This window comes from Lysinibacillus sp. NPDC096212 (genome assembly GCF_044763105.1).
Lineage (GTDB): Bacteria > Bacillota > Bacilli > Bacillales_A > Planococcaceae > Lysinibacillus.
Genome location: NZ_JBIWFQ010000028.1, coordinates 17,977 through 42,724, shown reverse-complemented (window position 1 = coordinate 42,724; position 24,748 = coordinate 17,977). Strand labels below are relative to the sequence as shown.

The window sequence follows — 24,748 nt, the reverse complement described above, 5'->3', positions numbered from 1 at the left end:
CAGCATCCGGTTGACTCCTTGTAAATAAAGAAATTGATTACATCGTGAAAGCCGTGAAAGACTTCAAAAATAACCTTTGCATGTTATAGGGTTTCTAACTACCATTCAATACTGTGTTATTTCAAGGATTCCAATTTATTTCGTGCATTTGTTAAATGTAAAATCATCGCACTACTTGCCGCACGTGCATCTTTTCTCTCAATCGCTTCTACAATTTTTCTATGCTCTTCTAGTACTTCATTACGCTTCTTTTCTAACCCCAAATTTTTTGATAAAGAAAATTGTAACGCTTTTATATAAAGTTCCGAGAGATTATTTTGTGTATCTATAAAAAATTGATTGTGCGATGCTTGCATAATTAATTTATGAAAAGCAAAATCAATTTGTTGCCCTGTATCATAATCACATTTATAGACCTCTTCAAATTGTTGAACTGCTTCTTTTAAAGCTTCCAATTCTTCTTCTGTACGGCGTTCAGCTGCCAAACTTGCTGCACTCGACTCAATATGGATACGAAACTCTAATAAATCAAGAATTTCCTCTAAAGAAATGACTTCAAAGCGAATTGGCGCTAACATATCTGATAAATTGATCGAATTAATACGACTTCTTCCACCCTGTTTACTGGAAATAATACCCGACACTTCGAGAACTTTTAAAGCTTCTCGAATAGGTGCCCTACTAACACCAAAATGCGTAACTAAATCATGTTCACTTGGCATTAAAGACCCAACTGATAATTCATCATTTTTTATCATTTCTAATATTTCTTCTAAAACCTGATTTGAAATACTTTTACGTTCAATCATCATTTATAAAACCCACTTTCTAATATATCTTTACCCTCAAGTTGTCGACTTATAATACAAGTATACAAGTTAATTTCTTAATTTTCTATATTTTTCATAAATTTTCTTTGCATAATAACTTTAATCGTTTGTCAAAAGTATCGAATTCCTTTTTTTACATCTATCTTAATTTTATAAACAATACACTTTTCAGTTTTTGAAAAAAGGTCAGAGCGGCTTTTAAACGGTAGCCCCCATTCACATTTTGTCGAAATTAATGGGATGGGTTTGGAAATGGTGAATTGCTTGATGAGGATAAAGATTTGAAGGAAAATATAATGTTTTGTTTTCGCCTAGAAGTGATCTGCCATCAGAGGTAAAATTCTTGATTTACTATTCAATTCCCCAAAAGTTGGTAGTATAATGGTAGAATCATACATTTGTAAAGGAGAGAAATTAATGTCAGCTCAACAACAAGCAGCGATGCAATCTATGATTGATTGGCTAGCAGATGAACGAGAACTCGGGAAACAACCTAGTAAAATAGAAATTGCGGGAGAGTTTGATTTACATGATATGCACTACTATATATTCAAGTATAAAAAAACAATGCTTGGAAAATGGCTCCTTGGTGTATGCGGAGGCTATGAGGACCCTTCTTACACTGAGCATTGTGGCCATATATTCAGCGAGATGCAACCCTATAACCCTGCGACTGCAGAGCAAGAAGCTGTAAAGATGGTAGAATTAATCCGAGAATACTGGATGCAGCAGGCTGCAGCATATGAAGCTACCCAATCCATGGAGGACGAGACGGAAACACAAGACAGTGGATCTGGTATTTTTAACGGATTCGTTCTGCTTAACTCTGCAGAATGTGATATTGATCAGATAAAAGCCAACCTTTTGAATGATTGGAACCTCTCCTGCTCGTCAGTAGAGGTAGAGGATGAGGATAACGCCGAAGAAACAAACGAAGGAACCCTGGTCTTTGAAGTGGACGACTGCATGTTAGCGGTAAGTTTTGTCGATGCTCCCGTACCAGATGGTGAGGCTGAGTATTATGCACAGGGAAACTACATGTGGAAAGAAGCCGTGGAGGTTACTCAAACGCATGTTGCTCAAATCATCCTGGCTGTATTTACTCGTTCCGGCTCCCCGCTGGACAGCGGCAGACTATACACTAAGCTGGCGGCCAGTTGTCTAAAGCTTCCTAACGCAATCGGGATCTATACATCTGGCACAGTATTCCAGCCTGAACTTTTTCAGGATATGGCAGAAGTCATGAAGAATGACGATATGTATCCTTTACTGAATCTGGTTTATTTCGGACTGGTAGGAACGGAAACCGGGGTAGATGGATATACTTATGGGCTAAAGTCCTTTGGCAAGGATGAAATTGAAATCCTGGACAGTCAGGCATCGCCTGCCGAGCTGCGTGATTTTTTGATTACTATTTCCGGATATATTGTAGAAGAGGATGTTACTTTAAGGGATGGAGAAACGATCGGCTTCTCAGCAGAGCAAAAGCTGCCGATTTCCCGTTCCGAGGGAGTTTATGTCGATGGGGATACTCTCAAAATCAAATACTAGGACATCGTAGAGTTGTAGTAAACTCTAGTTAGACTTTAACCAGAATGGATTTCTCCATTCTGGTTTATGTTTTATGCAACCAATCTTTTACGATAGGCTGAACTCCTAATTTTTTCGAAAACCTTTTTTCAATGGTTTGCATTTGTAGTTAAAATAGAGAAATTTTGTAGATATTCAGAACTAATACTATATGAAACAACCTTCTCCTTGCACTTCTTGACTACATCAACGTGATTGTCGTAACTAAAAACAAAGAAATTAACGTCTTCTTTTTTGCCTCTTTTTACGTTGATGACAAATGGAGTAACATTAGTCTCTGGCTGTAGAAATAATTTTTCATTGCCTGGAAATATATAATATTTTTTTAAAAAGGAAGCTTTATTAAAATAGTCTGTAAATCTATTTTTTTCTTCCTCTTCTAAATTCGTTCCGTTAAATGTTACCGTTACATCTTTAGAATCAAGTTTTTTATGAAGTTCAAATTTACTTACTCCCCATGCCACAGCTATACTGGGAGGGCTCATTAACAATTTAATAATAGATCCAATTACTAGTGTAATAATCAAACCCGATGTCATATCATATCAACTCTTTCAGTAGGCTATATCGATGATTTATCATCCACCTCTCAATGATAAGGGATTTATATTTTTTATAACCATCCAATTTGATACTTTTTTGACCATCCATTTATCTTAGGGATAAATATATAAGCTAACACATTTTTAGTCATTCAATTGGCTATTAAACTATTAAGAGCTTCTGCAAACCTTTTGATTCCTTCATCTATTGAATCTTCATCTTCCCTGGCGAAAGTAAATCGAACAAAACCATCTTTGGATCCCAGTGTAGAACCAGGAACATAAATGACACCTCTTTTAATAGATTCTTCAAGCAATTGAGTTTCATTATAATTTTTAAGTATTTTACACCATATATGAATACCACCTTGAGGAATAGAATATTCCACCAGATCTTTTAAATAAGTATCAAGGCTTTTTATTATTTTATCTCTCCTTTTTTCTAATTCCTTAATTAAACTTTTTATATGAATATGAAAATTTTCTGATTCTAAAAAATCATTCGCTATCCATTGAGTATAGCTAGAATGACCGAAGTCGATTTGTTGTTTCGCATCGGATAATCTTTCAATCACAGATGTTGGGCCTATAATCCACCCTATTCTTAATCCTGATGCAACAATTTTGGACAAAGAACTAATGTATAATACGTTTCCATTCCTATCCATTGATTTAAGGGTAGAGATTTTTTCTCCTGAAAAAGCTGTTAAACTATAAGGATCATCTTCTACTACTGGAATCCCAAGCTTTGAGGATATGTCTAAAATCGCTTCTTTTTTCTTATTATTCAATAAGGAGCCCGTTGGATTTTGAAAATATGGATTTAAAAAAATCATTTTAATTCGGTGTTTTTTATATAATAACTGCAAATCTTCTGGGTTCATTCCATCCTTATCGACAGGTAGATAATGTACTTGTATACCTACCGATTTAAAAATTGGAAGATTATAATTGTAAGAAGGATCTTCTATTGCTATTGCATCTCCAGGCTTTAACAAACATTGTACAACTAAATGTAATGCTTGTTGCGCTCCTGATGTTATAAGTATTGAAGAAGGATTAGTTTCGATTCCCCGACTTTTTTTTACGTGTTTAGTAATGGTATTTCTAAGGGTTTCATTCCCCTGTGGATGATCGTATCCTAGGCTTCCAATAAAAGAACGTGTTGAAGTTATCTCGCTTAAAAAGCTTTTCGGGAAAAGTTCTTCAGATAATTCACCGGAAGCTAAATTTATTAGTTTATGTTCAACAGCTTCTTTTCTTATTTTTTGCGTTACAGGTTGACTAGGTAAAAAAGAACCCGCCTCAATATACCTATTCCAGCTAGGAATCCGTTTTTTTGTCATACCCCATATATCTTTACTTATTGTAGTACCACTGCCTCTATTTCTTTCAATTAGCCCCATCGATTCTAATTCGTCATATGCATTAACGACAGTACTTCTATTTAAATGTAAAGCACTAGCTAAATATCTCTCTGATGGCAATGGTTTATCAGGTGGAAATGTACCATCTGCAATTCCCTTTTCCATATATTCTGCGAGTTGTTTATAGATCGCTTTTTTCGCTTGTCTATCAGGTTTCCAATCCAAATATACTCACCTCATTAGTTCCTTAAAACTTACTTAAAATCTTGCTTTCTTCTTTCATCAGTGTTATTCCTGGTAAAAGATTATATATTAATATTATTTCAATTGTAATGAACCATCCACTTCTTTTTATTTTAGCCATCCACTTAAATAATCAATCCTCATTTTTTCAACTGCTAAATCATCTCGTTTTTCTTCATGTTTTCTAACTTGCAATAACGGTTGTACTATTTGAATTTCAAATATCCCCTTCTTTTAGGGCAAAGAAAAAAGCACCTCCACGCACAATCCATTAATACAGAAACTCGATTGACCGAGTACTGTAAAATTGAATCATAAGCGAAAATGCTTATTTTTTCTCTAAGTATAACGTTATAAACTGTACGTCCCCAGGGTAATGCGGCAATCTAGTCACGTTTTGTCACGACAGGATTTCTTTACCCTTAAGGTCCATGAATCGAACGACACCGTGGTACTTTTTCGTTTGTTTTTGTAGTGTCCCAAGTAAGTCCTTCCAGCTTTTAGATTTCAGAAATAGGTTTTGTCCCAATCTCTTGACTCTTACTTATGCAGAAAAATAAATAGATGTCCTCGAACATACCTTAAAGTATGCTCAAGCTTGTTTCCTTTATATCAGTGATTAGCATATGACCCGGAGCATGGGTAATTATAATAGAAGGTTTACTTTCCATTGCTACTGCCTGAGGGGTTACGCCACAAGCCCAAAATACTGGTATTTCCCCTGGCTTAATGGACACGGCATCACCGAAATCTGGTTTTGAAATATCCGTAATACCTATTTGTTCTGGACTACCAATATGAATTGGTGCACCGTGTACATTTGGAAAACGCGAAGTAATTTGGATTGCACGAATCGCATCCTCTGGTGTCATAGGGCGCATACTGACAACAGTTGGTCCTTCAAACACACCTGCTTTTTCACAAGCGATATTTGTTTTATACATTGGCACATTACAGTTTTCTTGAATATGTCTTATTGGAATACCTGCTTCAAGAAGAGGTGTTTCAAATGTAAAGCTACATCCTATTAAAAAACCTACCATATCCTCTTCCCAATACTCTGTAATATCTAATACTTCTTCAGTTAAAATACCATCCCGATAAATACGATATTTCGGAATGTCCTTGCGAATATCTGCATTTTTAGCAATTTTTGAAGGGATAAATGATCCAGGTTCTGTCACGTCTAATAACGGGCATGGCTTTGGATTTCGCTGACAAAATAGTAGAAAGTCAAAGGCATGCTCCTTCTTCAAAATCACTAAATTTGCTTGTGTAAACCCAATCGACATGCCAGAAGTTGGTTCAGAAATTTCTTGATTGCGAATAAGTTTACGGATTTCATTCGGCTCTAAAGCACTATATGTTGTCATCATCAATTCACTCCTTATAAATTAACCATCCATGAAAAGATGCTCATGGATGGATGGTTGTTAGTTTAACTAAAAATTTTTGGAATTTCTTCAATAAATGTATTGATGCTGAGATATCCCATAAGAACAACTACAATTGCTCCAGTTACAGTTAACCAACGTGGATGCTTATATGTACCAACGATTTCTTTTTTGTGTGCAGCAACTAATATAATGCCAAGTGATAATGGTAAAATCAGTGCATTTAATGCACCTACCAAAATTAACACATTAACAGGCTTTCCAACTAAGGCAAAAGTTGTTGTTGAAATGACGATAAATGCTATAATCACCCAATTATGATATTTCTCTATGTTAGGGTGGAATGAACGAATAAATGAAACGGATGTATAAGCTGCACCTACAACAGAAGTAATCGCTGCAGCCCACATAATCATACCAAACATACGATAACCAATATTACCCGCAGCTAGTTGGAAAACAGATGCAGGTGGATTGGCAGGGTCAATGACTAAACCTTTTGAAACAACACCAAGAACCGCTAAAAATAAAGCAATACGCATTACGCCAGTAATCAAAATACCTGTCACAGAGCTTTTTGTTACTTCTGGTAAGGATTCTTGTCCTTTGATGCCAGCGTCCAAAAGGCGGTGACCACCAGCAAAAGTAATATAACCTCCAACTGATCCACCAACCAATGTTACAATCGCAAACCAGCTAATTTCTTTAGGCCAAACGGTGCTCACAATCGCTTCTCCTACAGGTGGTGAAGTCTTAAAAGCAACAAATAGCATGAGTAGAATCATAACACCGCCAGCAATTTGCGCAACCCTGTCCATTGCCTTCCCAGCTTCTTTATAGATAAATATAAAAATAGCAAAAAGTGCACTTACAATGGCACCCATAATTGGATCTACGCCAAGCATTGCATTTAGCCCTAATCCAGCTCCAGCAACGTTACCAATATTGAATGCTAAACCGCCTATAACAATCATTATTGCAAGGAGAACACCTAATCCAGGTAACACCTTATTGGCAATTTCTTGCCCTCGCAAGCCAGAAACAGCAATGATTCGCCAAACGTTTACCTGTGCGACAATATCTAGAATTAATGAAATTAAAATGACAAATCCAAAACTAGCCGCTAATTGCTGTGTAAATACTGTCGTTTGTGTTAAAAAACCTGGTCCGATAGATGAGGTAGCCATTAAAAAGGCTGCTCCTATTAACACACTTTTACTTGCTGTTTTCTTAACAAATTTACCTTTTTTCTCTTGCTCGATCCCAGCTTCACTAACTTCCGCTTTTTTTGTTACCATTGGTCTACCCCTCCTTGATTGCACGTACTGATATTTGATGTTCTGCTAATCTTGAATGAATATATTTTGCAAACTCTACAGCATGTTCCCCGTCCCCATGAATACAAATAGTATTTGCCTGTAATGGAATTTCGATTTGCTGTTGTGACAGCACAAGTCCCTCTTTCACCATTCTCACAACCTGATTCACAGCTTGTTCCTTATCGGTAATCAATGCATCAGGTTGTTGACGAGATGTTAAAGAACCATCCTTCTGATAGGTACGATCTGCAAACACTTCATGGGCTGTTTGAAGCCCTACTTTTTCTCCGGCTTTTGTTAATTCACTACCTGAGAGACCGAATAACACAAGTGAAGGTGAAATATCATAAATAGCTTGTGCGATTGCCTCAGCAATCGCTGGATTTTTAGCAGCCATATTATAAAGTGCTCCATGTGGCTTAACATGCTGCATCGTTTCATTGTAAGTCGTTAGAAAACCTTGCAATGCACCAACTTGATAAATAACCATATCATAGGCTTCCTGTGGTGTGATGTTCATCTCACGTCGTCCAAAACCATTTAAATCCGGTAATCCTGGATGTGCTCCGATTTTCACACCATTAGCAATGGCTAGCTTAACTGTCTCTCGCATGACTGTTGGATCTCCAGCATGGAATCCACAAGCAATATTAGCAGAGGTTACATATTTTAAGATTTCTTCTTGCTCTCCAAGTCGATAACGACCAAAACTTTCCCCTAAATCACAGTTTAAATCAACTCGAAACATCTTCTTCTCCCCGTTTTCTTCCCACTTAAGTAGTTATAATGAATACGTTTACAAATATTTTGTACCGATATTCGGAACTTAAGTTTTGAAATTTAAAAAAATCTTAACATATTTTATAATTTCTGAAAAGTATAAATTTAAAATTTTGAGAAAGAATATTTTTTTTAAAATTTTCATTTAAATTAAACTTGTTTTTGTTTATTCTTTAAATATACTATTTAATAATCCGTTATTTAAAACTGATATACCGAATTACGAAACTTCAGGAGTTGGTTTTTATGCTGAATTTAAAAGAGAATGTACAAATAAGACCTTTGAGCGATTCTGCACTAGTTATACATGTAGGTGAAGGAATCAGTGAGGCAATTCACTACAAAGTTAAAAATATATTGAATTTATTAGAGAGAAATCCATTTGAAGGATTCATCGAGGTTGTACCTGCCTATAATAATGTGACAGTTTATTACAATCCGATTGAAGTATACTTTTCAACTATAGAAAAAGGAGCTCAAATGCCTTACGAAAAGGTGAAAGCAACAATTCTTTCTTTAATGAACCAATCTCATATAGTTGAAACAACGAAGGAACGTGTCGTAAAAATCCCTGTAGTATATGGTGGTGAAATGGGACCAGATCTAGAATTTGTAGCCACTTATCATGGTTTAACACCTAATGAAGTCATTAAAATTCATTCTTCTGTAGAATATCTTGTTTACATGATAGGCTTTGCTCCAGGTTTTCCTTTTATGGGAGGAATGGACAGACAAATTGCAACACCTCGTAAAGAAACTCCACGGTTATCGATTACTCCGGGATCTGTTGGAATTGCGGGAAATCAAACAGGGATTTACCCATTAGAAACACCAGGTGGATGGCAAATCATCGGACGAACACCTTCTCGTTTGTTTCTACCTGAACAATCTCCTCCAACCTTATTACAACCGGGTGATCGAATTCAGTTTGTACCAATTTCGTTGGATGAATATAAGAGCGATTGGGAGATGAGAACATGGGCATAAAGGTATTACAGCCAGGTATGCTGGCAACCATTCAAGACCTAGGAAGATATGGACTACAAAAGTTTGGTGTTATCGTCGGAGGAGCAATGGATTCAATTTCCTTACGAATTGCGAATTTACTCGTTGGAAATTCGGAAGGAGAAGGCGTTCTTGAGGTAACACTTTATGGAACAACCCTTTTATTTGAAACTGATGAACTGATCGCAATTACAGGTGGCAATTTACAACCTACAATAGACGGAATAGAAGCACCAATGTGGCGGCCACTTTTTATTCAAAAAGGCTCTGTTTTAAAATTTAATACTGCGATTAGTGGTTGCCGAGCCTATGTATCGTTTAGTGGAGGAATTCAAGTACCCAAAGTGATGAGCAGTAAAAGTACCTACATACGTGCTGGAATTGGAGGATTTCAAGGAAGAAAATTGCTGAAGAATGATGTTTTTGAATTAGATAGACGATCAGATTTAGGAGAGGATCTTTTTAAACAATTAAAAAAAGAACCAACGTATCTTTCTTGGTCAGCTGATTACACACCCTTTGTTACATTTAAAAAAACGCAAACAATCCGTTTCATAAGAGGCTCTGAATATCAGCATTTCGATGAGGGGAGTTTAAAAAAATTCCTTTCAACGCCTTACACCATCACAACACAGTCAGACCGAATGGGCTATCGATTAGAAGGAGAGGCTATTCAATTAAAAGAGCCATTTGAATTATTATCCGAAGGGGTTACATTTGGAACGATTCAAGTGCCCTCCAATGGGCAACCTATTATTTTAATGGCAGATCGTCAAACAACTGGTGGATATCCGAAAATAGCTCAAGTGATTTCTGCCGATTTACCATCATTAGCACAAATGCAAGCAAATGGTCGAGTCTATTTTAAAGAGGTCACTCTTGAAGAAGCTCAATTGGCGTTAATACAGCAAGAAAGAAAACGAAATGAATTAGCATTTGGGCTTCGTTTAAAAGGTTATAGAAGCGATAGAGGCTATTCAATCGTCCAAAATTCGATTATTTAGATAGTAATATTTTCCGAAAAAACTAGCGATTTCAGCGCAAAATGGGTAATCTCAAATGACTTTTGAGACTACCCATTTTTTAAAGCTGTTCATACCCTAATTGTTTAGAAATCGCTGCGGTAGCCTTCTTAAGTTTATCGACGAAGATTTCAACGTTTTCCCCTCGATAATTGGTTTCTAGTCCCGCAATACTCATTGCTGCAACGACTTCTCCTTTATGATCGTAAATCGGTGCTGCAACAGCAGAAGTATAATTTTCTAATTCTGAATGGCTGATTGTATAACCAAGTTCTCTAGCCTGCACAATCGTTTCAAAAAGCTTTTCCTTTTCTGTAATTGTCCCCATTGCAAATGATGTAAGTTCTACCGATTCAAGATATTCCTTAATGTCTGCATCCGGTAAAAAGGATAATACAGCACGAGGGCATGCCCCTGCATAAAGAGGACTTTTTCTACCAATTGCTGTGTAGAGTCGAACTTTTTGCTGCGTATCAATTTTCTCGATATAAACAGCATCGTCACCATCACGAACGATTAAATTAATCGCTTCTTTTACATCATTATGTAGCTCATTCATAATTGGATCTGCAATTTTCCGCACATCTAGGCGCATTGATACTAAATGTCCAAATTTAAGGAAGAGAATGCCTAACCTATATTTTGCATCAGCCCCCTTTTCTAAAAACTCCATTTCCTCGAAAGATTTCAACATGCGGAAAGCAGAGGTTTTAGGGATTCCTGATAACTCAATTACTTCTTGGAATGACAGTTCAGTATGATCGATAAATAGATTTAAAATATCCATTGAACGGACAACCGTTTTATTATTTGTCAATTTAAGTTTTCTTCCCCTTCTATACTAGATTTAATCTAATCATAATTTTTCTTAATTAATAATTATACCTAACATCTTACTGTTTTTATATACCCTGGATCTTCACCAAAACGTGTGATTGATTTCCGTTCCGACTGGGCGCTTTGTTGTTGCTGTCGCTACGCTTACGCACAGATAAAACAATTGCTGACGCTTCGCTTTCGCACAGAGCAAAGCTTCCTGGGGGCGTCCGATGAGCCGCTTCACTCGCGATGCTCGTTCCAGGGTCTCGGGCCAACACGATGTTGGTCACGAAGGCGTTATCACAGGACGTGATGGTTTTAGCCTTCGTTCCTCTATTGCTGATCCCCAAGGAGTCGCCCAGCCTCCACTCCAATCAACTTATATACAAGGTATACGTTTAACAAATGTCATCCACAACTTTTGGTGATGAGCCTATACCCTGTAAATCAGGTTGATAAAGGAATAAAAAACAGGAGTAGAGAATGGTTGCTCTCCTTCCATGCTCTTTACCCCTGCTTGTTATTCTTATTTTGATTCCCTCGATTACGATGCTAGTTAAAAATGCGGCTATTCTTTTTTTGTCCTACGCTCTGACGTTTTTCCTTAAATAAAATCACTCCAATCAAACCAACGATGGAGAAGATAACTGGCGTGATGAAACCATAGTAATATCCATCAAATAGATTTCCTGAAGTTGATTGAAAATGATCTAATATATATCCAAAAATGATGGGTAGCAATACAGCACTTAGAAAGCCGCCCGTATTCGCAATCCCTGAAACAATTCCTGATTCTTCAAGTTTAAAAGATTGACGTACAGCTGCAAAGGTTAATGCACTCGCCCCATATCCAAAGCCAATGATAAAGAAAATAATAATCAGAAAGAAAAAGGAAGGATGCCCATTACATAAAAGGAAAGAAAACCACCCTAATAAAACAATGATATGAACGACAATATACGGTTTTTTAATTGTTTCTAACCGACTTGAAATCCAACTAGCTAAAGGTGCTCCAATAAGGGCCCCGATAAGACCGATCATAATCAGCTGGCTGGCATCTGAGCGAGTCATTTCATACATATTCATCCCATATGGTACTGCCCATGAACTGATAAAGCCTACATAACCGCCGACTACCCCAAAATGGCAAAAGAATAGAGCCCATGCTTGCGGATTTGAAAATATTCTTCGTAGTAAAACTGATGTTTTTTCACGTTGCACTTCTGCTGTATCAATTACTTGCTCATCCCCCAAAATTTGTTTTGTTTTTTTTACAAGTACAAAATAAAGGAGAATGCCACAGAAACATAATAGTAGTCCTACTGAGAAAAATGTTACCCTCCAACCAAATAAAAGTATCCACGTGGAGTAAGGTACTGTCGCCAATAAAAAACCAAGACTTCCTGTCATGCCAGCCATGCCAATTAATCGAACAAATTCCTTTGGTTGAAACCATTGGGCTAAAATTAGCACCATGTTAACCCATATGGTCGCATCCCCTACCCCAGTTAGTATTCTGGCAAAAAACAGGACGAATTCATGTGTACTCAGACTATAAATAATTGTTCCTAAACCTGTAAGAGTAGCACCAATAATTAGAAAAAAATTTGGCCCAAATCGATCAGCCAAAATCCCCATCGGAATTTGCAAACTCGTGTAGACAAAAAATTGTATACTTGTCAATAACCCAATCGTTGATGCTGTTACATTAAAATCTCGCATCAATTGGTCTGTAATCAGTCCAGGGGCGGTTCGTTGACTCGCCATTAACAAATAAGTAAATAGTACAGAAACAAATACTACCCATCTATATCTACTATTTTGTTTGTCCATTGATTTCTACTCCTATTAGCTTTTACTCTATATATATGAATTATAGGTAACGTTAAAACCTGTTTTTCAAAGTAGTTTTATGGTTTGAATTTGGTTGAAAATGCTTTTAGTTCTCTAGTTATTACGACGAGTTCGGAGGAATATTTCGAGCTTGAAATCTTTTAACTGTCTTGTATATGCTAACCCATCTATCTCATTAATTGTTGTTTGTACAATTGCTTTAAATCTTGAACACATATTATTGCTGGGTAGTCTTAACGCTGGCCCTCTATTAAATAGAAAGCCTGGCATTTCATTATTTATCAAACACAAAATTAAATAGCTGTTCTTCTCCACTATTCATATCTTTCATTTTATAACGATTCGCAGTTACTTCATTCTCGCCAAGTACAATTGTCTTTTGGATATCCTCTCGATTGGCTTTATCCATTGCTTTTCGGACTTTTTTGCCACTTAGCTCAACCTCTACTCGATTGCCCTCGTTACGTAGTGCTGTAGCCAAAACAAGTGCCTCTTTTTCTGCTCTAATTGGAATGATGTAAATATCGATATCTGATTCTCGCTTCTCTGCTTTCCCTGTTAGCTCAAATGCTGTATAAATCACATCTAACCCAAATGAAATCCCCACCGTTGCAAATGAATCATTTGTACCAAGTAGTCCCCCAATCGCATTATCATAGCGACCACCGCTGCCGATGCTTGATTTAATCATGCCATCCGCTAAAAAAATTTCGTAAATCGTGCCTGTGTAAATTTCGAGCCCACGTGCTAAAAACGGATTTTTGAAAAAGAACGATGATCGGTCCTTGACTTGGCACGCTTCGGAACACCCAATTATAGGCGTTCGATTGACCGGATTTTCCGTCTGAACGTTTGATTATTTGCGCATAGGTTTCATCCACATGTAGAACAGATTTTGCTGTTAATGTCTGCTTCATCTGTTCATAAACCGGTAGAAGCCAATCTTCAGCTGAACGGATCACCCAGTTTGATAAGTCCTTATCATTCGTAAGCAGGCCATATCACGAAAAGGATGATGATTCAATTACAAATCACCATCCTTTTTAGTGTATTAAATAACCAGAACCTACTTAATCGGTAAATAAAATTATTCCTTATCAAAATCCGTTTCAAAGGGTTTTTCTTCATACTTGGAAACATCATATTGCCCAATTACTTGATAATTACTAGACGCTTCATCGTCAGGCTTGAATTTATTGAAATCAACTACATCTAGTGCATCTGTCATCATATTCAATAAATATTGTGGTTCCGGAGCTTCTTCTACTGCGGCAAGAACTAGTGCATTTCGTAAATATCCTGCATGTTGTGAGAGCAATTGAGCATTGAAGTCTAGCCTATTTGCTTCAGCAAAAAGCTTCATGAAAATCGAAACCGCTCGTGTATTTCCTTCTCGGTAAGGATGAACACGCCAAAGTTTTGTCATAAATGTAGAAAAGTCCTCTACAAGACGAGGATTAGAATATTTCCATTGCTTAGATTTAGACCAACTGAAAACAGTTTTCAAATCAGATACAATGTGATCTTTATCGCTATAAGCAACAGATAATCCATTTAAAACATGTTCACTTTTAAAAATATTGACTGTGCGGAATTCCCCTGCCCATGAATATAGCTCATGAAAAAGAAAGTGATGAATCATTTGAAGACTTTCATATTTTTGAAAGTCAATCTCATGGGTGATAGAAGAAATATCTACAATCCCCGCGATTAACAGCTGTGCTTCAACGTCAATTAATTGTTGTTTATCTCGAATATTTAATTTGTTGATTAAGGTATTTGTATTAGGATAAATATATGGGTCCATAAATTACTGTGAAGCCCTTGTATATTTTTCAACAATCGCTTGTTTCAATTGGCTGGATGATACTTGACCATTTTCATATTGGTTTAAGAGGTTTTGTGTAAATGCACTCGGTTTTCCACCGTCAATGGCAGCCATACCAACTGCGAATTGCACTTGCTTTTTACGTTCTAGGCGTGAATTTTCTTTCATAAATAATATAACACCCCTCACTTTATTGGTATATTTCTATTATATCAGTTTTTACGCATCAGATGATAGTTAGATCACTACACGATTCCCACAGGTTTTGTTCAACCTTTGTCATTAGCGTTTACAGTTTGAGTGAAAAAATTCATTAGGTGCCAGTGGAAAAATTTAGAGCTAGGCAATCATATCCACTTGAATTGTGGTTAGATTTCGAACAAAAAAATTGTTTCGCACAAAGCGTACCGCAATTATAGAAAAGGTCCTTCACTTTAGGATTGCATCCTTTTTGTTCTCATTCAAGATTTTATAAATCGTGCTACGTCCAATTCCATACTCTTTTGCAATATCCATGGCACTTTCTCCACTTTCAAACAACTTCACAATCCGACGCTTCGTATAGGTATCTATGGCAGGGCGTCCCCGATTCTGCCACGTTTACGGGCAGCCTCAAGCCCAGCTTTTGTACGCTGCTGGATAATATCGCGTTCAATTTCGGCGAATACGGCAAGCATCCCAAACATGACGCGTCCAGTCGGTCTAGTAGTGTCGAAGCTATCACGAATACTAACGAAATCAACCTGTCGCTTTACCATTTCGTCTGTTAATTGATAAAGCTCCTTTGTGCTGCGAGCAAGTCGGTCTAGTTTATATACAACGAAACGATCACAAGGAGCAGCTGCTTTAAGGGCATGAATTAATTCAGTGCGCTCAGATTTTCTCGTTGAAATTTTCTCGACATATAAGAGGAGATCCATTCCTTGCTCCTTGGCATATTTTTCAATGGCGATTTTCTGTAGAGCCAAATTTTGATCCTCGTTACTGACACGCGCATAACCAATGATTCTACTCATAAAATCCCTCACTTTGTCTATTACCATACGTTTTATATAATAAATATTATAGATGAGTAAATAGACAAATGCTGATTTGAGTAGGCTGTTTAGAATGTCTATAAAACGATAGTTTTACAGACAAAATGTAATTTGATTACTATTAATCTATGGATACCAATATTTTGAAATTCACTTAAATAGTAAATAATAATACAAAATGGAGTGAATAAACAGAGGATAATATGTTCCCCTTCCACAATAACCGAAACAAAGGAGATAATGTAATGGGGAAAAATCAACATATTACACCGCATCCAAATGGCGGTTATCAGGTTAAAGGAGCAGGCAATCCGAAAGCTACCAAAATATTCAACACACAATATGAAGCTATTCAATATGGTCGAGATATCGCCATAAACCAAAAATCTGAATTGCTTGTACACAATAAACAAGGTCGAATCCGTGAAAAAAATAGTTATGGAAACGACCCTTATCCACCAAGAGGCTAATATTAATATCTATTCACCACTATATTAATAGGTCGAAATTTAAAAATAGTAAAGAAGGTGAAAGCTTGGTAGATTACGTTCCCTACCAATTTTCACCTTCTTTCATTTCAAATAACATTATTTCTCTTATTCTATTTAACTGCTAACGCCGAAGTTGAATCTGCTGCTAATTCTACTTGTAGATCCGTATATGGTAATCCATGTGCATCAGCTACCGCTTTATATACTATTTTTCCATTTACTACGTTTATCCCCTTCGCTAAAACAGGATTATCTAAAGCAGCTTGGAGATAGCCTTTATTAGCTATTTGCAAACCGTATGGAACAGTTACATTTGACAAGCCCATTGTTGAGGTACGCGCGCAAGCACCTGGCATATTCGCAACTGCGTAATGCACAACTCCGTATACTTCATAAGTAGGATTACTATGAGTAGTAATTCGATCAATTGTTTCAATAGAACCCCCTTGATCTACCGCTACATCCACTACAACAGACCCCTTTTGCATCGTTTGAATCATTTCTTTTGAAACTAATTGTGGTGCACGTGAACCTGGAATTAGCACAGCACCAATTAACAAATCTGCTGTTTTCACTGCTTCAGCGATATTGTAGGTATTTGATGCAAGTGTACGAACACGTCCTTGGAACATATCATCTATTTGACTTAAGCGTGTAATATTAACGTCTAAAATTGTTACGTTTGCACCTAATCCTACTGCCATTTTCGCAGCATTCGTCCCGACAACTCCAGCACCTACAATCACTACATTTCCAGGTGCAACACCAGGAATACCACCTAAGAGAACTCCTTTTCCTCCTTTGGAATTTTCTAAAAACTGTGCACCAATTTGTACAGACATTCGGCCTGCAACTTCACTCATTGGCGTTAACAACGGTAATGCACCTGAATCTAATTGAATTGTTTCATAAGCAATTCCAGTAACTTTACTTTCAAGCAAAGCTTTCGTTAATTCTGGCTCTGGAGCTAAATGTAGGTATGTGTAGAGAATTAAATTCTCTTTAAAATATTTGTACTCCTCCTGAATCGGCTCCTTCACTTTAATCACCATATCAACATCCCAAGCTTCCTTAGTCGATTTAGTAATTTGAGCGCCTACATCTAAATAATCTTGGTCTGTAAATCCACTACCTAGCCCTGCACTCGATTCAATTATTACTTCATGACCACCTTTTTTGTAAGCCACAACACCTGCTGGAGTAATTCCTACTCGATTTTCATTATTTTTTATTTCTTTAGGTACACCAATTATCATTATATTTCCTCCTACCCATTTTTTATTAGTTTTGGTTTATAACTACAAGTTTCATTTCTGTCATTTCCTCAATTGCATACTTCAGCCCTTCTCTTCCCATACCACTTTCCTTTACGCCACCATATGGTAGATGATCTAAACGGAATGTAGGAATATCATTTATAATGACACCACCTACATGGAGTTTTTGCGTTGCCTGTAAAGCAACATGGATATTATCTGTATAAATACCAGCTTGCAAACCATATTTGGAGTCATTTACTTGATCAAATGCCTCTTGAATAGATGTAAACTTCATAATAGATACGATTGGTGCGAATACCTCCTGACAGGAAACCTTCTGCTCCGGTTTTACATTTAATAGTACGGTAGGTTGTAAGATATTCCCTTCAGATTCTCCACCAGTTGCAATAATTGCCCCTTGCTCCTTTGCTTCTTCAATCCAACTTAATGTTCGTTTTACATCTTGTGGACTAATTAAGGCTGAAACATCTGTTGTAGGATCTAGGGGATCACCAAGTTTCAACTCTTTTGTAGCTGCTACAAATTTATCTACAAACAAATCATACATTTTTTCGTGAACATAGATTCGTTGAACTGAAATACATACCTGCCCTTGGAATGCAAATGCACCGGAAACGACACGTGGAATTAATTTATCAATATTAACATTTTCATCGATAATAACAGCCGCATTAGAACCCAGTTCAAGCGTTACTTTCTTAAGACCTGCTTGATTGCGTATGCCAATACCTACAGCGGGGCTACCTGTAAAAGAAATCTTTTTCACGCGATTATCCGTGACTAATTTGTTACCAATTAAAGAACCTGCACCAGTAACGATATTTAACGCACCCTTCGGTAATCCTGCCTCTACTAATAATTCACCAATAAAATAGGAAGTTAATGGTGTTTGACTTGCAGGTTTTAATACAACCGTGTTACCTGATGCTATTGCTGGCCCTACTTTATGAGCAACTAGATTCATTGGGAAATTAAAAGGTGTAATAGCTGCCACGATACCTAATGGTTCACGAACCGTATAGGCAATGCGCCCGTCTCCACCAGGGGCAGCATCCACAGGAATTGTTTCTCCGTGTATTCGCTTTGCTTCTTCAGCAGCAAATTTATACGTTTGAATTGTACGCTGAACTTCCGCTTTGGCGGTTGAAATAGGCTTGGCTGCTTCTAGTGCTATTAGCTCTGCTGCTTCTTCAGCACGTGCTTCTAATAAAGAAGCTAATTTTTCAAGAATAATCGCACGCTTATACAAAGGCATATTCGCCATCGTTTTACGTGCAGCATCGGCAGCTACTAAAGCTGCTTCTACTTCCTCGACATTTGCCTTCGGTATTTCTGCAATGACCTCGCTACTATATGGAGAGCATAATTCTGTATACTCTGCTGCTTCCACCCAATCCCCATTGATAAATAAATTTTTCCTCATTATAATTACCTCACCTTTCATATTACAACTTATTTGCCAATACCTGATTCTCTACTTCTTGAATCGCTTTTTCTAGAATATCTAATAAATCTCTTAACTCCTTTTGGCTTATTGATAATGGTGGTGAAAATACAACAATATCTTGAGCATCTAGTACAACAGAGCGACATATTAATCCCAACTTTGCTGCCTCTGTCACTATTTGCGGAGCGAGGAGTCTTCTTTCATAAGAGATTTCTATACCTGCCATTAAACCTAAACCTCTTGCATCTACAATAAATGGATACTTCGCTTGTAATACTTTTAACCCTGCTAATAGCTCTTGACCACGAATTTCTGCATTTGCTACTAAATTATCCTTCTCTATAATTTCAATGTTTTTCAACCCAACTGCACAGGCCATTGGATGACCACTATAAGTGTATCCATGCAATATAGTTCCTTCTGATAACTCAGAAAATTCTTGGTGTATTTTCTCTGAGATCATTACACCACCTAATTGTGCATATCCACTAGTAACACCTTTTGCAAAGCACATCATATCCGGTACCACATTAAAATGTTCCATCGCAAAGAACTTACCCGTCCTACCAAATCCTGTGATAACTTCATCAGTTATCATCAAAATACCGTACTCATTGCAAATTTCACGAATTTCTTTGAAATAATTATCCGGTGCAACATGCACCCCTCCTGCACCTTGTACTGGCTCGGTGATGAAAGCAGCTATTGTTTCTGGACCTTCAGTTTCAATCAAATCACGTAAAGCCTGTATGGAGAAATGATCTACGAATAGAAAATCCGGTGCATTAGAATTTGTAAAATCACGAAATCCTTTTAAACCCGTCGCACTTGTAGCACCGATTGCCACCCCGTGATAAGATCTCGATCTTGAGATAATTTTTTTTCGAGAAGTTTCCCCTTTTAATATCCAATAATGACGAGCCAATTTATAGGCGCTATCATTGGATTCGGAACCACCGGACGTAAAAAATGTAGTATTTAAATCACCAGGTGCTAATTCTGCTAACTTTTTTGCTAATAGAATAGCAGGCTCATTACTAAATGTTGCAAAACAAGAACTGAAGGCTAATTTATCCATTTGTTCCTTCGCTACTTCACCAAGTTCTGTTCTACCATGTCCGATATTCACATTCCAAAGTGAAGACATACCATCAATAACTTTTTTACCTGTAATATCATACAGATAAACACCTTTTCCTTCTGTAAAAATAAATGCCGGTCCATTTTCCGTCTTTACTGGCGAAGTAGGGTGTAGAAAATGCTTTTGGTCTAACACTTTAAGTTCTTCAACAGAATAATTTCTTTTCATAAAAATACATCCTCTCTATTAAATGTTTTTAAACAATACACTCACAATTAATAAACAATAAGCTTGCCAACTACTAAAATGTGATTTACTTACATTTCGGAAATAAATTAATTTAATTTTCCATTAATTTTGAATACAGGAATTGTTTCGTCGATTAAATTGTTAAGAGAGATTTGTTTTATCAAATAATTTTCCACACTAATAATTTCCCGATTAAAAGTTTTTTTAGTGTACAAATAATCCTCACTTATTAAGTGCCATCTTCTCATTAGTTATTAAATGGTTTTTGATCGCCTTGTCCGATAAATAGTCATGCGATTCAAAAGACGACATTTATAGAAGTTGCAAAGATTGTTGCATTTCTTGTGTCATTTTTAATGCTAGATTTTGTTTTAAATCTAATACCAATTGTATTAAGCCTACCCCCTTTTTCCATAACATTCCTAATCATTCAGCTACCCAAGCTAGCAGCATTATGAGAGACACTATATTAGTTTGAAATGGATATTCCCAAAAGTTAACGATGATTAACTCTCGCTCCACTTAATAATATAATTTGCCAAAACATTAGTTACTTCTACTACGCTATCTAAATGAACACATTCATCTGGTCCATGCATATTTTCTCCAATTGGCCCAAAGCACAATCCTTGTTTTCCGTAATACTGAGTAAATCGTGCATCATTTCCTCCAGCTCTTCCAACCATTACTACTTTATGTCCCATAACACCTTCTGCATTTTCGATGAATAATTTTACAAAAGGGTTCTCAGGATCTTGGTACCATGGCTCCGTTGACCATCCAAACCACTCTATAACAGGTGGATTTTTATCCATCCACTCATCGCCTAAGACAGATTTCATAATCGTGTCTTGTACTAGTTGCTTAATTTCTTCGCGAGTTTCCCCTGGGATAAAACCAATTCTTCCTTCGAGGATCGCTTCCCCTGGAACTGTCGATACCCAGTCCCCAGCTTTTAGTACACCTAAGTTTAAGTGAACGGACTGTCCAGACCCCTTTTCAAATAAATCAAACTTAACATTTTTAGCACGCCATTCACTTAATTCATCCAGCGCACTTAGGATTTTCATCATTTTTGAAATAGCATTTATGCCTTCATGCGCTAAACCAGCATGCGCTGTTCTTCCCTTTACGTACACTCGGAAATACATAATCCCCCCATGACTTATTGTCATATTCAAATTATGTGGCTCTGTCGAAATGTACCCATCTGTTACGAAGCCTTCCTCCAAACATGCTAAAGCTCCGCCTCCACCACCAGCTTCTTCTTCTATTACTGAATGTAGCTGAACATCTCCAGCAATTGGATAACCTAAATCAATTAATGTTTTCAATGCGAACCAATTTGAAATAAGTCCTGCTTTCATATCGGCAGAGCCTCGACCGTATAACTTGTTTCCAATAATATCTCCACTCCATGGGTCCATCGTCCAGTTTGAAAATGGTTCTGGAGAAACAACATCTACATGTCCATGAATCGTTAATGACTTACCATCGGAGACTCCTTTATGTATTCCGATAATATTTTTTCGGTCTTCAAACGGAATACCTGAATCAATAAACGCTTCATGAGCTGAAACCTTCTCATATTTTGGTTCAATCTCATGCAAAATCAAGTTAAGTTCTTCATATTTTTTTTTCATGTATAATTGCATTTCTTGTTCATTACCAACAACGCTTTTTATACGTACGACATCTTGAATTGTTTTAAATAATTCTTCTTTATTTTCTTCTATATACAGTCGAATTTTTTCTTTCAAAGCAATCACTCCTTTATTTACTTCTTGTGTCATTAAAAAGAGGAAGATTATCTAAGAGATTCTCATCCTCTAAATAGTTAATTCAAGACTTTAATCTTTTCTTCATCAAAAATCTCTTTATCTAATGACTCCAAGTCATCAATAGAGTCCATGCTTCCAAGTTCTTTTTTAAAGAATCTTGTTATAAACAGCATGTAAATGATTCCGATTATAAGCCAAACGATTCCACCTATAAATGCATCAGCGTGTAAATGATACCAAAGAACTCCAGTAGCTAATGCTCCGAAAGAAGGCATAATTAAGTACTTAAAGGTTTCACTGCCTGATCTCCTTTTCTGACGTATATAGAAATGAACAATAACAGATAGGTTAACGAATGTGAATGCAATTAATGCCCCAAAGTTAATGACTGAAGCAATTAATTCTAAATTTGGTCCTATTGCAAATAATGATACGATTCCCGTCAAAACAATCGTAAAAACAGGCGTTCTAAATTTAGGGTGTAAGTATCCGAAAGTTTTTTTAGGAAGTACACCATTTCTGCCCATAACAAACAGCAAACGAGATGCACTTGCATGAGATGCAAGTCCTGAAGCTACAGTAGCAGCGAAAGCTCCTGCAATGAAAATCAGCTGGAATAACTTCCCTCCTACATATAAACCTATTTCCGGCAATGTATCATCTACATTTTCGAACACAGAAACATCCGGGAATAATGCTTGTGTAAAATAAGAAGCAATAAAGAAAATACCCCCACCGATTAAAACAGTTAGAAGGATTGCTCTAGGAACTGTTGATGTATCCTTTGCTTCTTCCGTATACATTGTTATTGCGTCGAAACCGATAAACGAGAAAGCTACTACTGTTGCCCCAGTTAAAACGGCTATTAATTTCACATTTTCATGTGATAGTGGATGAATCGTGAATAAAGTACCATTTCCCATACCGTGATAAAGTTGTACAGAAGCAAGTATTATGAAGATACCTATTAAACAAATCGTGAAAACAACGAGTATAAAGTTTAAGCTGGATGTTGATTCCATACTATAAGCATTAATTGCAGTAACTACAATGACATAAGCAAAAACCCAAATCCAAACAGGTACATTCGGAAACAGAGATTCCATATATATTCGAATAATTAATGCATTAACTAAAGGTAATAATAAATAATCTAATAACGATGCCCACCCTACGAGGAATCCTAGGTGAGACCCCATTGTTTCCCGGGTGTATGTATATGCTGAACCAGCTGCCGGGAATACCTGTACCATCTTTCCATAACTAATCGCTGTCAATACCATTACTAACAAGGCGACAAAATACGCCATTGGTACTACACCATTTGTTAATTTTGATACAATTCCAAACGTATCAAAGACCACTGTAGGCGTCATATATCCTAATCCCAGTGCAACAATTGACCAAACACCTAATGACCTTTTGAGCGTAGTTTTATCTGTCATTCATCCATCCCCTTTACATATTTTTAGCTGCTTCATTAATGTTTTAAACTGCGACTAATCAATCTGATCTGTATTGAGCACTGGTGGTTTATGCTTAAGACCTTTTGTCATAAATAATAAATAAATAACACCAATTCCTAACCAAACACTACCAAGAGCAATCGAATAAACATCTAGGTTGAAAAGCAAACAAGTTGTAAGTACTGCTCCGATTAATGGAAAAATCAAATAGAAGATAATCCCCTTTAAGGAGCGTTCTATTCGCTTACCGTAATATAAAAAAACAACGGATAGATTCACAGCAGTAAATGCAAGTAGGGCGCCAAAGTTAATGAAAGACGCGACAAAGTTTAGACTTAAAAATAATGCAGATAATGATAAAAGACCAATTAATAAAATGTTGTTAACCGGGGTTCTCGTTCTTTTATTTAGTTTTCCAAAAAAATTTTTAGGTAATTGTCCATCTCTTCCCATTGCGTATAATACACGTGCAGCACTTGCTTGAGATGCGGACGCGGAACCAAATACAACCACTGCAGTTTTTGCTAGGAATGCTGCTTGTAAGGCATTCCCGCCTACTAGGAAAATAATTTCATAGGAAGCAGAATCAGCATCTTTAAAACTCGTATAATCTGGCCAAACATTATGTGCCAAATAAGATACGACTACAAAACATAATCCACCAATTATTGTTACTAAAGATATTGCACGCGGTATGTTTTTCTCCGGATTTTTTACTTCTTCTGAAAAAGTAGAAACTGCATCAAAACCGAGGAAAGAGAAACATAATAGTGCAGCACCAGCAACTATATACTTAAATGACTCCTCGGTATTAATAAAGGGATCAAGGTTAAATAAAATACCAGTCCCGGTTCCAGTTACTATTGATTTAACTGATAAGATGCAAAAGACAACTATAAATAATACCGATAAGCCTGTTACAATCATGTTGATATTTGCGCTTAACTTTACACCTCTAACATTTACAAACGTCACAAGAACGACTAATGTAAATATCCAAACATACTGTGGAACTTCAGGTATAGCAGCTGAGAAGAAAATACCAAAGAGTAAAAAGTTAACCATTGGGATCAAGAGATAATCCATTAAAATTGCCCATCCCACTAAGAAACCAACATGAGAATTAATAGCTTTTTGCGCATAGGTATAGGCAGATCCCGCAATGGGGTACGCTTTTGCCATTTGACCATAACTATGAGCCGTAAACATCATCACAATTAATGCAAGTACATACGATCCAGCGACCATACCATGAGATATTTTAGAGGCTATGCCGTATGTGCTAAACACTGTAGTTAAAGCCATAAAGGCCGTCCCAGTAAC

24 protein-coding genes and 1 pseudogene are annotated in these 24,748 nt (G+C 36.8%); 5 read left to right on the top strand and 20 right to left on the bottom strand.

Translation table 11 applies throughout. The annotated features are described in order from the left end of the window. Positions 1–116 precede the first annotated feature (116 nt). Positions 117–812 carry a FadR/GntR family transcriptional regulator gene (locus ACIQ7T_RS22020; RefSeq protein WP_370081295.1) on the bottom strand — a complete coding sequence of 232 codons (696 nt, stop codon included), beginning with the start codon at positions 810–812 and terminating at the stop codon, positions 117–119. Between the two features lie 435 nt (positions 813–1,247). Between ACIQ7T_RS22020 and ACIQ7T_RS22015 the strand changes: the two genes are divergently transcribed. Then, a complete protein-coding gene (locus ACIQ7T_RS22015; RefSeq protein WP_402873522.1) occupies positions 1,248–2,381 on the top strand; it encodes a DUF4261 domain-containing protein in 1,134 nt (377 codons plus the stop codon). Positions 2,382–2,509: 128 nt separating this feature from the next. Here ACIQ7T_RS22015 and ACIQ7T_RS22010 read toward each other — a convergent pair whose 3' ends face one another. From ACIQ7T_RS22010 to ACIQ7T_RS21990, 5 genes are all read right to left on the bottom strand, one after another. Further along, the gene (locus ACIQ7T_RS22010; RefSeq protein ID WP_402873519.1) at positions 2,510–2,959 is read right to left on the bottom strand and encodes a YfmQ family protein; all 450 of its coding nucleotides are present in this window, start codon (positions 2,957–2,959) and stop codon (positions 2,510–2,512) included. Between the two features lie 155 nt (positions 2,960–3,114). Continuing rightward, positions 3,115–4,554 (bottom strand): MocR-like pyridoxine biosynthesis transcription factor PdxR, encoded by a 1,440-nt coding sequence (pdxR, locus tag ACIQ7T_RS22005; protein ID WP_370081301.1) that lies wholly within the window; start codon positions 4,552–4,554, stop codon positions 3,115–3,117. Positions 4,555–5,153: 599 nt separating this feature from the next. Continuing rightward, positions 5,154–5,945, bottom strand: coding sequence for a putative hydro-lyase (locus ACIQ7T_RS22000; protein WP_402873516.1), 792 nt, complete (start codon positions 5,943–5,945; stop codon positions 5,154–5,156). A 65-nt stretch (positions 5,946–6,010) separates the two neighbouring features. Then, positions 6,011–7,228 (bottom strand): NRAMP family divalent metal transporter, encoded by a 1,218-nt coding sequence (locus ACIQ7T_RS21995; protein WP_370081351.1) that lies wholly within the window; start codon positions 7,226–7,228, stop codon positions 6,011–6,013. A 40-nt stretch (positions 7,229–7,268) separates the two neighbouring features. Beyond that, positions 7,269–8,033, bottom strand: a complete 765-nt coding sequence (locus ACIQ7T_RS21990; protein ID WP_402873513.1) for a LamB/YcsF family protein — start codon at positions 8,031–8,033, stop codon at positions 7,269–7,271. Positions 8,034–8,311: 278 nt separating this feature from the next. On the opposite strand from ACIQ7T_RS21990, the gene pxpB reads away from it, so the two are divergent. Both pxpB and ACIQ7T_RS21980 read left to right on the top strand, forming a co-directional pair. Next, positions 8,312–9,052, top strand: a complete 741-nt coding sequence (gene pxpB, locus ACIQ7T_RS21985; RefSeq protein WP_370081305.1) for a 5-oxoprolinase subunit PxpB — start codon at positions 8,312–8,314, stop codon at positions 9,050–9,052. Continuing rightward, positions 9,043–10,074, top strand: coding sequence for a 5-oxoprolinase subunit C family protein (locus ACIQ7T_RS21980; protein WP_402873510.1), 1,032 nt, complete (start codon positions 9,043–9,045; stop codon positions 10,072–10,074). Before pxpB ends, ACIQ7T_RS21980 begins: the two co-directional genes overlap by 10 nt. A 79-nt stretch (positions 10,075–10,153) precedes the next feature. On the opposite strand, the gene ACIQ7T_RS21975 is transcribed toward ACIQ7T_RS21980, so the two are convergent. Next, positions 10,154–10,909 (bottom strand): IclR family transcriptional regulator, encoded by a 756-nt coding sequence (locus tag ACIQ7T_RS21975; RefSeq protein ID WP_370081309.1) that lies wholly within the window; start codon positions 10,907–10,909, stop codon positions 10,154–10,156. A 232-nt stretch (positions 10,910–11,141) separates the two neighbouring features. On the opposite strand from ACIQ7T_RS21975, the gene ACIQ7T_RS21970 reads away from it, so the two are divergent. Beyond that, positions 11,142–11,339 (top strand): hypothetical protein, encoded by a 198-nt coding sequence (locus ACIQ7T_RS21970; RefSeq protein ID WP_370081311.1) that lies wholly within the window; start codon positions 11,142–11,144, stop codon positions 11,337–11,339. Positions 11,340–11,463: 124 nt separating this feature from the next. On the opposite strand, the gene ACIQ7T_RS21965 is transcribed toward ACIQ7T_RS21970, so the two are convergent. From ACIQ7T_RS21965 to ACIQ7T_RS21935, 7 genes and pseudogenes are all read right to left on the bottom strand, one after another. Further along, entirely contained in the window at positions 11,464–12,744 is a 1,281-nt protein-coding gene (locus ACIQ7T_RS21965; RefSeq protein ID WP_370081313.1) for an MFS transporter, read from the bottom strand. Positions 12,745–13,039: 295 nt separating this feature from the next. After that, positions 13,040–13,456 (bottom strand): His/Gly/Thr/Pro-type tRNA ligase C-terminal domain-containing protein, encoded by a 417-nt coding sequence (locus tag ACIQ7T_RS21960; protein ID WP_370081315.1) that lies wholly within the window; start codon positions 13,454–13,456, stop codon positions 13,040–13,042. A gap of 61 nt (positions 13,457–13,517) precedes the next feature. Further along, a pseudogene (locus tag ACIQ7T_RS21955) lies at positions 13,518–13,766 on the bottom strand (IS66 family transposase); the annotation flags it as partial. An 86-nt stretch (positions 13,767–13,852) separates the two neighbouring features. Further along, positions 13,853–14,572 (bottom strand): Fic/DOC family protein, encoded by a 720-nt coding sequence (locus ACIQ7T_RS21950; RefSeq protein ID WP_370081317.1) that lies wholly within the window; start codon positions 14,570–14,572, stop codon positions 13,853–13,855. Positions 14,573–14,575: 3 nt separating this feature from the next. Then, complete coding sequence (locus tag ACIQ7T_RS21945; protein ID WP_053483775.1) at positions 14,576–14,761, bottom strand: antitoxin VbhA family protein; 186 nt, start codon at positions 14,759–14,761, stop codon at positions 14,576–14,578. A 261-nt stretch (positions 14,762–15,022) separates the two neighbouring features. After that, a complete protein-coding gene (locus ACIQ7T_RS21940; RefSeq protein WP_402873504.1) occupies positions 15,023–15,139 on the bottom strand; it encodes a helix-turn-helix domain-containing protein in 117 nt (38 codons plus the stop codon). Positions 15,140–15,162: 23 nt separating this feature from the next. Next, positions 15,163–15,609, bottom strand: coding sequence for a recombinase family protein (locus ACIQ7T_RS21935; RefSeq protein WP_370081319.1), 447 nt, complete (start codon positions 15,607–15,609; stop codon positions 15,163–15,165). A gap of 266 nt (positions 15,610–15,875) precedes the next feature. Here ACIQ7T_RS21935 and ACIQ7T_RS21930 point away from each other — a divergent pair, with 266 nt between their 5' ends. Then, positions 15,876–16,100 (top strand): DUF2188 domain-containing protein, encoded by a 225-nt coding sequence (locus tag ACIQ7T_RS21930; protein WP_370081321.1) that lies wholly within the window; start codon positions 15,876–15,878, stop codon positions 16,098–16,100. Between the two features lie 131 nt (positions 16,101–16,231). On the opposite strand, the gene ald is transcribed toward ACIQ7T_RS21930, so the two are convergent. The 6 genes from ald to ACIQ7T_RS21900 form a co-directional block, all read right to left on the bottom strand. Then, positions 16,232–17,377 carry an alanine dehydrogenase gene (ald, locus tag ACIQ7T_RS21925; RefSeq protein ID WP_370081323.1) on the bottom strand — a complete coding sequence of 382 codons (1,146 nt, stop codon included), beginning with the start codon at positions 17,375–17,377 and terminating at the stop codon, positions 16,232–16,234. 25 nt (positions 17,378–17,402) lie between these two features. Continuing rightward, a complete protein-coding gene (locus ACIQ7T_RS21920; protein WP_402873500.1) occupies positions 17,403–18,824 on the bottom strand; it encodes an aldehyde dehydrogenase family protein in 1,422 nt (473 codons plus the stop codon). A 22-nt stretch (positions 18,825–18,846) separates the two neighbouring features. After that, positions 18,847–20,157, bottom strand: a complete 1,311-nt coding sequence (locus ACIQ7T_RS21915; protein ID WP_402873497.1) for an aminotransferase family protein — start codon at positions 20,155–20,157, stop codon at positions 18,847–18,849. Between the two features lie 527 nt (positions 20,158–20,684). After that, complete coding sequence (locus ACIQ7T_RS21910) at positions 20,685–21,938, bottom strand: ArgE/DapE family deacylase (protein WP_370081329.1); 1,254 nt, start codon at positions 21,936–21,938, stop codon at positions 20,685–20,687. 77 nt (positions 21,939–22,015) lie between these two features. After that, a complete protein-coding gene (locus tag ACIQ7T_RS21905; protein ID WP_402873494.1) occupies positions 22,016–23,404 on the bottom strand; it encodes an APC family permease in 1,389 nt (462 codons plus the stop codon). Positions 23,405–23,458: 54 nt separating this feature from the next. Beyond that, a complete protein-coding gene (locus tag ACIQ7T_RS21900) occupies positions 23,459–24,730 on the bottom strand; it encodes an APC family permease (RefSeq protein ID WP_402873491.1) in 1,272 nt (423 codons plus the stop codon). Positions 24,731–24,748: the final 18 nt, after the last annotated feature.